At 53.3% G+C, this 8,116-nt stretch carries 10 protein-coding genes; all 10 read left to right on the top strand.

All coding sequences use genetic code 11. The annotated features are described in order from the left end of the window. Positions 1-1,246 (top strand): sulfite dehydrogenase (soxC, locus tag F8I07_RS05275; protein WP_292656666.1); only part of this gene is annotated, 1,246 nt, incomplete at its 5' end. Further along, on the top strand, positions 1,224-2,366 hold the full coding sequence (locus tag F8I07_RS05270; RefSeq protein WP_292656664.1) for a c-type cytochrome: 1,143 nt from the start codon (positions 1,224-1,226) through the stop codon (positions 2,364-2,366). The genes soxC and F8I07_RS05270, both read left to right, overlap by 23 nt. 10 nt (positions 2,367-2,376) lie before the next feature. Next, positions 2,377-2,730 (top strand): sulfur oxidation c-type cytochrome SoxX, encoded by a 354-nt coding sequence (gene soxX, locus F8I07_RS05265; protein ID WP_292656661.1) that lies wholly within the window; start codon positions 2,377-2,379, stop codon positions 2,728-2,730. 23 nt (positions 2,731-2,753) lie between these two features. Beyond that, positions 2,754-3,236, top strand: coding sequence for a thiosulfate oxidation carrier protein SoxY (gene soxY / locus F8I07_RS05260; protein ID WP_292656659.1), 483 nt, complete (start codon positions 2,754-2,756; stop codon positions 3,234-3,236). A 79-nt stretch (positions 3,237-3,315) separates the two neighbouring features. After that, entirely contained in the window at positions 3,316-3,609 is a 294-nt protein-coding gene (gene soxZ / locus F8I07_RS05255) for a thiosulfate oxidation carrier complex protein SoxZ (RefSeq protein ID WP_292656656.1), read from the top strand. A gap of 38 nt (positions 3,610-3,647) precedes the next feature. Then, a complete protein-coding gene (gene soxA / locus F8I07_RS05250; protein ID WP_292656653.1) occupies positions 3,648-4,544 on the top strand; it encodes a sulfur oxidation c-type cytochrome SoxA in 897 nt (298 codons plus the stop codon). 10 nt (positions 4,545-4,554) lie between these two features. Further along, the gene (locus tag F8I07_RS05245; RefSeq protein ID WP_292656651.1) at positions 4,555-5,001 is read left to right on the top strand and encodes a hypothetical protein; all 447 of its coding nucleotides are present in this window, start codon (positions 4,555-4,557) and stop codon (positions 4,999-5,001) included. A gap of 147 nt (positions 5,002-5,148) precedes the next feature. Continuing rightward, a complete protein-coding gene (soxB, locus tag F8I07_RS05240) occupies positions 5,149-6,921 on the top strand; it encodes a thiosulfohydrolase SoxB (RefSeq protein ID WP_292656648.1) in 1,773 nt (590 codons plus the stop codon). A 90-nt stretch (positions 6,922-7,011) separates the two neighbouring features. After that, positions 7,012-7,845: a thioredoxin family protein gene (locus F8I07_RS05235; protein WP_292656646.1), complete on the top strand. Its 834-nt coding sequence runs from the start codon at positions 7,012-7,014 to the stop codon at positions 7,843-7,845. A gap of 134 nt (positions 7,846-7,979) precedes the next feature. Then, positions 7,980-8,116 (top strand): 4Fe-4S binding protein (locus F8I07_RS05230; protein WP_292656669.1); only part of this gene is annotated, 137 nt, incomplete at its 3' end.

The following is an 8,116-nucleotide window of genomic DNA, read 5'->3' as shown; positions in this document are numbered from 1 at the left end:
TTCAGTCGGTGCCGCTGCGGCTTTGGGGGCCGGAAGCATGACGAAACTGAGTGCCGAGGAGTGCAAGGTCGATCCCGAGAACCTGCCTCCTCACATTGCGAAATGGGGAAAGGCCTGGGGACGGGATATCAACACCTATCCCTATGGTCTGCCCTCCAAGTATGAATCCAATGTGGTTCGGCGGATCGTTCCCTGGTTGACCGCCGATCAGAAAGCTTCGGTCAGCTTTACCCCCTGGCAGGATCTGGAGGGGACTATCGTACCCAACGGATTGCATTTTGTTCGTTGTCACGGCGGTGTCGTAGACATCAACCCCAAAGAGTGGCGTTTGATGATCCACGGCCTTGTGGAGCGTCCCGTTATTCTCACTCTCGAGGATCTCAAGCGCTACCCCAGTGTGACGCGGAAGCATTTCTTCTCCTGTCCCGCCAACAGTGCGATGGAAGCTCGGGGACCGGGTCTGAATTCCCTGCAGATTACCCACGGGATGCTCTCGGCCTCCGAGTACACCGGTGTCGAGCTCAAAACCATCCTGGCGGACATCGGATTGAAACCCGAAGCCAAATGGATGTTCTCGGAGGGGTCCGACCCTGCCAGTGTCGGACGTTCCGTACCTATCGAAAAGGTACTTGACGATGCGATGCTGGTCTATGCGATGAACGGCGAAGCCCTGCGTCCCGAAAACGGCTATCCTGTTCGGTTGCTTCTCCCCGGCTGGGAAGGCGTCATCCAAACCAAATGGCTGCGGCGGGTCAAATTCGACGACAAAGCCTGGTGGGTCCGGGAAGAGACGACCAAGTATACGGAGCTTCTGCCCAGCGGAGAAGCCAAGATGTTCAACTGGGTCTTCGAGTCCGATTCGGTGATCACCTCTCCCTGCCCCGAACGGGGATGGGAAGGTCGAAAACCGGGCCGCATGAAACTTGCCGGCATCGCCTGGAGCGGTAAAGGCAAAATCAGTCATGTCGATGTCACCCTCGACGGCGGCAAGACCTGGCATGAAGCGACCATCACCAGCGAAGTGCTGCCCAAGATGATCACCCGCTTCGAGTACTATTTCGATTGGGACGGCAAACCGTTGATCATCGGCAGCCGTTCTACGGATGAAACCGGTTATACCCAGCCTGAGCAGCAGCAGCTGATGGATGCACGGGGTACCGAATTTGTCTATCACAGAAATGCGATCCAATACTGGGAAGTCAAAGCAAACGGGGAGGTGAACAATGTCCAGATTCGTCGCGCGTAATATCGTTGTTATGACGGGTGCCCTGGCATTGAGTGCCTCGATGGCTTTGGCAGCCGATAAAGTTGTTCCGGCTGATCCCAATCACTATCCTTACCATGGGACAGTCAAAAAAGATGGGAAACTGATCAATATCGACGGGGCGGTCATGCGTGAGCGCACCAACGTCAAGATCAAAAAAGGCGAACTGAAATACGGTGTGAACGCTACTCCCAAGCAGATTGCCGGATGGAATGTCGATGTACGTCCCGACGGTAAAGGCCTGCCTCCCGGAAAGATGACTGTGGAGCAGGGAGCCGAGGTCTTCGCCAACAACTGTGCCATGTGTCACGGGGATTTTGGTGAGGGTGTGGGAAAGAACCCCGTGCTTGTCGGCGGAAAAGGGACCCTGAAGAATCAGGCCAAAACCGGGGGAGATGATGGTCCGGAAAAGACCCTGGGAAGCTACGCGCCCTATATCACTCCGTTCTTCTGGTACATCAAGATGGCGATGCCGCTGCCGACACCCAAGAAGCTCACTAACGATGAGGTTTACGGGATTATCGGTTATCTGCTGCAGCTCAATGAGATTCAGGTGGACGGCAAGGACATTGAGGACGATACGGTGATCAATGCCGACTTCCTCAAAAAGGTCCATCTGCCCAATGAAAAAGGCTTCATCTATAACAATCTGCGCAAGCCGGACACTCACAATACCCGCTGCATGAAAGATTGCCGCGATATGAAGAAGTGGACGGTGATGCATATCAAAATCGACGCAACGGAATCGATCACTCCGACGGTCAAGGTTCCCCGCTACAACTGCGGTAAGCCGATCATGAACGGCGAAGGATTTGCCGCGATCGAAGCACCGTTACCGGCTCCCAAAGGCGGTGCAGGCGATGCCGCAGCCGCGGCTGCTTACAAAGCCAGCTGTGCCGGATGTCATGACAGCGGTGCGGCCGGTGCCCCCATCGTCGGTCACAAGGATGAGTGGGTCGACCGCATCAAAGAGGGTGAAAAGACTCTTTATGAGCATGCGATCAAAGGATTCAACGGCATGCCTCCCAAGGGAGGCAATATGAGCCTGAAAGACGACCAGGTCAAAGCGATCGTGGACTACATGGTCAACAAAAGCAAATAAGGAGTAGATCATGCAGAAGATGAAACTGTTTCTGGCCGTGACGGCAACCGTCGGCCTGCTGAGTGTCAACGCGGCAGCCGGCAATGCCGATCTGGTTAAGGAGGGAGAGAAGATCTTCAACACCAAGAAGATCGGCAACTGTCTCGCCTGTCATGCCGTCAATGGAAAAAATATCGATAACCCCGGAAATCTGGGGCCCAAGCTACAGGGGCTCGCTATGTGGCCGGAACAGGCTCTGTATGATAAAGTCTACAATCCCTATACGACGAACCCGATTTCGGCCATGCCCCCTTTCGGGCTCAACGGCGTGCTGGATGACCACCAGATCAAAGCGGTGGTCGCTTATCTCAAAACAGTCAAATAAACTCACAATAGAAAGGAATGACAATGCAAAGAAGAAAATTTCTCGGACTCGGAGCTGGAATCTTCGCGGTGGCGGCGACTGCCCCCTCGATGCTGATGGCGGAGAACTATCGTAAAGCCCTCCCCAAGGTTTGGAAGATTGCCAACAACGAAAAATCCAAAGGTGAAGATATGAGCGGTGTCAATGCCGCCATCAAAGCGATCTTCGGAACGGATAAAGTGGAAGAGGGCAAAATCAAATTGAAGGCTCCCGATATTGCCGAAAACGGCGCGGTTGTCCCCGTCAGCTTCAAGGCGGAAGGTGCGAAAAAGATCGCCTTGATGCAAACGGCCGATCCCGAGACTGTGGTGGCTATTTTTGATGTTCCTGAGCGCGGTATCCCCAACTACTCTGTCCGGATCAAAATGCAGCAGACCGGCCATGTCGTCGTTGTCGCTGAAGTCGACGGCAAGCTCTACAAAGCGGAAAAAGTCGTCAAGGTCACTGTCGGTGGTTGCGGCGGCTGATTCCGGCCCGTCAATTGAATCAGAGCATTGAAACACGCGTTACGAACCCAAATAGAATAGTCAAGAAAGGAAAAACAAAATGAGAATCAAAGCGAAACTCAAAGGTGACAAAACCGAAGTCAAAGTGATGATGAAACATCCCATGCTCAGCTACCGTGAAGCGAAGAAAAAAGGTAAAGAAGCCAACTTCATCGTCTATGTCACAGCCAAAAATGAAGGGGCGACTGTTTTTGAAGTCTCTACCAGCCAGTTCCTCTCCAAAAACCCCTACATGAAGTTCTACTTCAAAGGCGGTAAAAAAGGAGAAGAGGTCGAAATCACCTGGGTAGACCTCAAAGGTAAGACCAAGACAGGAAAAGCGAAGATCAAGTAAGGGCCCCTCGGGTTCATCGTCCTCAAAAAGGAGAAGTGATGATTGGAAAGATTGCGAAAACGTCGGTGGCGGTATTGATCGGGATGGCAGCAGCTCAAGCCGCCTCCTTCAATACGCAGGCGGAGAAGGATCGGCAAGCGTTGGAGAGCTACTTTGTCAAGAAGTTTTCCAATCCCGAAAAGAACAAGAGACTCTTTCCCTATGCGAATGCAGAGGATTTCAAGAGCCTGATGCCGGTGAAGAAAGTCGAAGATTTTCGTATGGGATCCTACGCCTATGACAAGCAGGGCAGATCCCAGTATGAAGAGATCAACGAGATGCCTCCTTATGAGGACAATGTTGATGCGGGGGAAGAGCTCTACAATAGTACCAAGGGGATCAAACAGTGTTTCCCCGACCCCACCATCGCGGGGGAGTATCCCAAGTTTGATGCAAAGCAGGGAAAAGTTGTGACCTTGAGTGTCGCCATCAACGACTGCCTCAAGGCCAACGGTCAGAAACCCTGGAAACTGACCAAAGGGAAACTGGCCGATCTAGAGGCCTACTTTGCCTTCAAAAGCAAAGAGGCGGGCAAGAAAGTCCACATCACCATCCCCTCCGAAGCGGCGGCGGCAGCCTATGAGCGCGGGAAGAAAAACTACTACTCCCAGCGGGGATATCTGAAACTCTCCTGTGCTACCTGTCACGTTCAGGGAGCCGGTAATCGGGTCCGCCGGGAGGTTCTCTCTCCTTTGCTGGGGCATACGACCCACTTCCCCGTCTATCGTCTCAAATGGCAGGGGTTGGGGACCCTGGAACGCCGGATCAAAGGGTGCGAAAAGAACCAGGGGGAAAATCCCCACAAGCCCGGAAGTCAGTGGATGAGCGAAATGCTCTATTTTATGGCCTATATGTCCAACGGTCTGCCCGTCGACGGGCCCGATATACGCAAATAAGGAGGGCAGGATGAAAACAATCAACCGACTTGTCACGATCCTGGGACTGGGCGCTGCCCTCTCGATCGCCGCGACGGCCGAAGCGGTGACACCGATGGTCGAAGAAGCGGCCAAACTCGATGTCAAAAATGTCTGTGACGTCAAAGCCAACGGATTGGAGAAAGTCCTGGCTGTCGCTGAGAAGTACAATCCCGAAGCGGTCAAGCTCGGGGTCGAGTTCAAGCGGCTCGGCATTCGCAACAGCGTCTACATCAAAGGGCTCAAAGAGGCGATCAAAGCCAAAAAACCCGAAGTGACCCTGCACTACAAGAGCAAGGGCAAAGAGAAGAAGAAGACCTTCAAGACCGATTATGCGGCCTGGAGAGCTTGCACCTTTGCCGTGCGCTCCCTGCAGCAGGTCAAAGAGGCTCAAAAAACTTACCGTATGGCCATTCCCGGAGACGGATACAAGTTTTAAACAGAGTGCGTGCCTTGGACAGGTGCGTACCGCGTCCCATCCTTAGTAGGGTGGGCTATGCCCACCCGAAGATCCGAAGGATGCACCGGTGGGTATTTCCCACGCTATTGACTGTGAAATAATGAATAAAGGAAAATCATGAACCCAATGAATCGACGTGAATTCGTCTACATGATGGCGGTACTGGGATCGGCACCGCTTTTTGCCAACTCCCATATGCGGATCGTTCCCAAAGGTGATCTGAAGGACTATTACAAGCTCCAACCCTTCGGAAACGCTCGGATCCTCCATATGACCGATCCCCATGCCCAGCTGGTTCCCGTCTATTTCCGGGAGCCCAGTGTCAACCTGGGTGTCGGCGAGAACTTCGGCAAGCCTCCCCATATCGTCGGGGAACATTTCCTGAAGTATTACGGGATCGAAGGGGACAAACGTCTCGAATACGCCATGACCTGCCTCCGTTTCAATGAACACGCCAAGAAGATGGGTCGTGTCGGCGGTTATGCCCAGCTGAAGACTGTCGTCGATTATCTTCGCGGTAGCTTCGGTAAAGAGAAGACGCTCCTGCTCGATGGCGGGGATACCTGGCAGGGAAGCTGGACGGCGCTTCAGACCCGCGGTAAAGACATGGTAGGTGCCCAGAACCTGCTCGGAGTCGATGTGATGGTCGGCCACTGGGAGTTTACCTACACCGAAAAAGAGATCCTGGAGAACATCAAGGAGCTCAAAGCCGAGTTCATCGCCCAGAACGTCCGGGTCAAAGAGGACTCCATCATGGAGGAGAAATATACGCCTTACGACGAGGACAGTGGACTCGCCTTCAAACCCTACACCGTCAAGAAACTGGGCAACGCCCGGGTGGCGATCATCGGACAGGCCTTCCCCTATACCACCATCGCCAACCCCAAGCGCTTCATCCCTGATCTGACTTTCGGTATCGATGCCGACAGCATGCAGGAGTTCGTGGACCTGGTCCGCAAAAAAGAGAAGCCCGATGCGGTCATCGTCCTCTCCCACAACGGTTACGACGTGGACAAGAAGATGGCCCAGGTGGTCCACGGTATCGACTTCATCATGGGTGGTCATACCCACGATGGTGTCCCCGAAGCCTACCCGGTCAAGAACAAAGGCGGCGTGACCTACGTCTGCAACGCCGGTTCCAACGCCAAGTTTCTCAACGTGCTGGATCTGGATATCCAGAACGGCAAGATCAAGGACTTCAAATTCACGCTGCTGCCGATCTTCTCCGATCTGATCCCTGAAGATCCCACAATGAAAAAGTACATCGACGAGGTGCGCAAACCCTATCTCAAAGACCTGAACCGGGTGATCGCCACCACCGACGTCACGCTCTTCCGCCGCGGGAACTTCAACGGCAGCTGGGACCAGATCATCTGTGACGCTCTGCGGGAGGTCAAGGGAGCCGATATCTCCTTCTCCCCCGGTTTCCGTTGGGGAACCAGTGTGATCCCCGGTCAGGAGATCACCTTCGACGATTTGGCGACAGAGACGGCCATGACCTATCCCGAGACCTATATGCGGGAGATGGATGGTAAAACCGTCAAGATGATTCTCGAAGATGTCGCCGACAACCTCTTCAACCCCGATCCCTTCTATCAGCAGGGAGGGGACATGGTGCGTACCGGCGGACTCGCCTACCGCTTCGACCCTCTGGCCAAGGCCGGCAACCGCTGCAGCAATATCACATTGACCAACGGCAAACCTCTGGAACCCAACAAAAAATACAAGGTCGCCGGATGGGCGACCGTAAACTCCAAAGCGCCCGGTGAGCCGATCTGGGAGACCGTGGAGACCTACCTCAAGGCCCACAAGCATATCAAGCAGCTCAAGGTGGACACTCCTGAGTTGGTGCATGTCAAAGGCAACCCTGGTATCACTTACAAGTGTAACTGCGTCTAAATCTGAGATACTTCGGCCTGGCCGGAGGTCTACAACAGTGTTTCGTTTTGAGTCATTCAGGTTGAAAACGGCACACTCAAAGAAGCTAAAATGAATCAAAAAAACCTTTATGTGCTTCCCATACTCCTCTGTATGTTTCAGACAACAACACTTTTCGGCCAGGACAAGGAGGGGAAAAAGATTTTTGAAACCCGCTGCGCTTCCTGCCACAGCGGATATATCCCCGAAGCACGGCTCAAAGAGAATTTTTTCAAAAAAGACAACCAACTTCTTCATCTCAAGGCTCCGACGATCAATATGCTGGTCTACGGCATCATGCGGGGTCCCAAAAAGATCGGCGAACCCGGTGACGCCGAGATGCGCCAAGCGGAGATCGAAGCCTATCTCCAGGAGTATCTGGAAGAGCCGGAAGCAGGGGAATCACTGTTGAGCCCTGCCATCGGGCGTTATTTCCATACCCCCCATCCTGTTATCAAACTTGACGAGAATGCTCTGGCGCATCTGACAAAGTATCTGATGCACTATGCGGCGGAACATCAGCGTGGGGACGGAAAAGTACTCAAACGGCATTTCGACGGAGCGTTTGATCTTCCGGCCCTGCTAGCGGAGGCAAAACGCAGCGGAAAAACCCTCATCGTCGAAGTGAGTTCGCCGCTTTGTCACTATTGCCGAAAGATGGATCGGGAAGTTTTGAACGATCCCGAAATACGCCGGATGCTTCAAGAGCATTTCATCTTTACGGAACTGAATGTCCGTTCGACGCGGCTTCCCGCCAGGCTGGCACAGGCCTATCAGCATATCACCCCCAGCTTCTTTTTCCTCTCACCGGAGGGAAAGCTCTTGCACAGTTATCCGGGAAGCTGGACAAAAACAGACTTTGTGTTGATCCTACGGGAAAATCTCCCCGGGGTAGAGAAGCATTAATGCTTCGTAAAGTAACAGCTATTTCCCCTTTGGTTTGAAAGCCTCTCCATTAATACCCTCCTTACCCAAACTAGGCTATTCTACCTCCATAGTGAGTATTTGCATCACTGTAAAACTTTTAAAAGGGGAAGACAATGTCTTTGATGAAAGCACCTGAAAACACCCCGGTCTGGACCAATGAGAACAACTGCAAAGCCTGCGATATCTGTGTCTCGGTCTGTCCGGCCGGTGTCCTGGCTATGCGTCCCGATCCGCACTCGGTTCTGGGAGC

The organism is Nitratifractor sp. (assembly GCF_015487065.1).
In the GTDB taxonomy this organism is placed as follows: Bacteria; Campylobacterota; Campylobacteria; order Campylobacterales; family Sulfurovaceae; genus Nitratifractor.
Note: the sequence above shows the minus strand (reverse complement) of the source record. Positions and strands in the feature narration are given on the sequence as shown.

Bases quoted from the DNA above. Each gene is read 5' to 3' on its own strand.
- F8I07_RS05245 (WP_292656651.1), top strand. From the start codon at position 4,555: ATGAAAACAATCAACCGACTTGTCACGATCCTGGGACTGGGCGCTGCC.
- soxA (WP_292656653.1), top strand. From the start codon at position 3,648: ATGATTGGAAAGATTGCGAAAACGTCGGTGGCGGTATTGATCGGGATG.
- F8I07_RS05270 (WP_292656664.1), top strand. From the start codon at position 1,224: ATGTCCAGATTCGTCGCGCGTAATATCGTTGTTATGACGGGTGCCCTG.
- soxZ (WP_292656656.1), top strand. From the start codon at position 3,316: ATGAGAATCAAAGCGAAACTCAAAGGTGACAAAACCGAAGTCAAAGTG.
- soxY (WP_292656659.1), top strand. From the start codon at position 2,754: ATGCAAAGAAGAAAATTTCTCGGACTCGGAGCTGGAATCTTCGCGGTG.
- F8I07_RS05235 (WP_292656646.1), top strand. From the start codon at position 7,012: ATGAATCAAAAAAACCTTTATGTGCTTCCCATACTCCTCTGTATGTTT.
- soxB (WP_292656648.1), top strand. From the start codon at position 5,149: ATGAATCGACGTGAATTCGTCTACATGATGGCGGTACTGGGATCGGCA.
- soxX (WP_292656661.1), top strand. From the start codon at position 2,377: ATGCAGAAGATGAAACTGTTTCTGGCCGTGACGGCAACCGTCGGCCTG.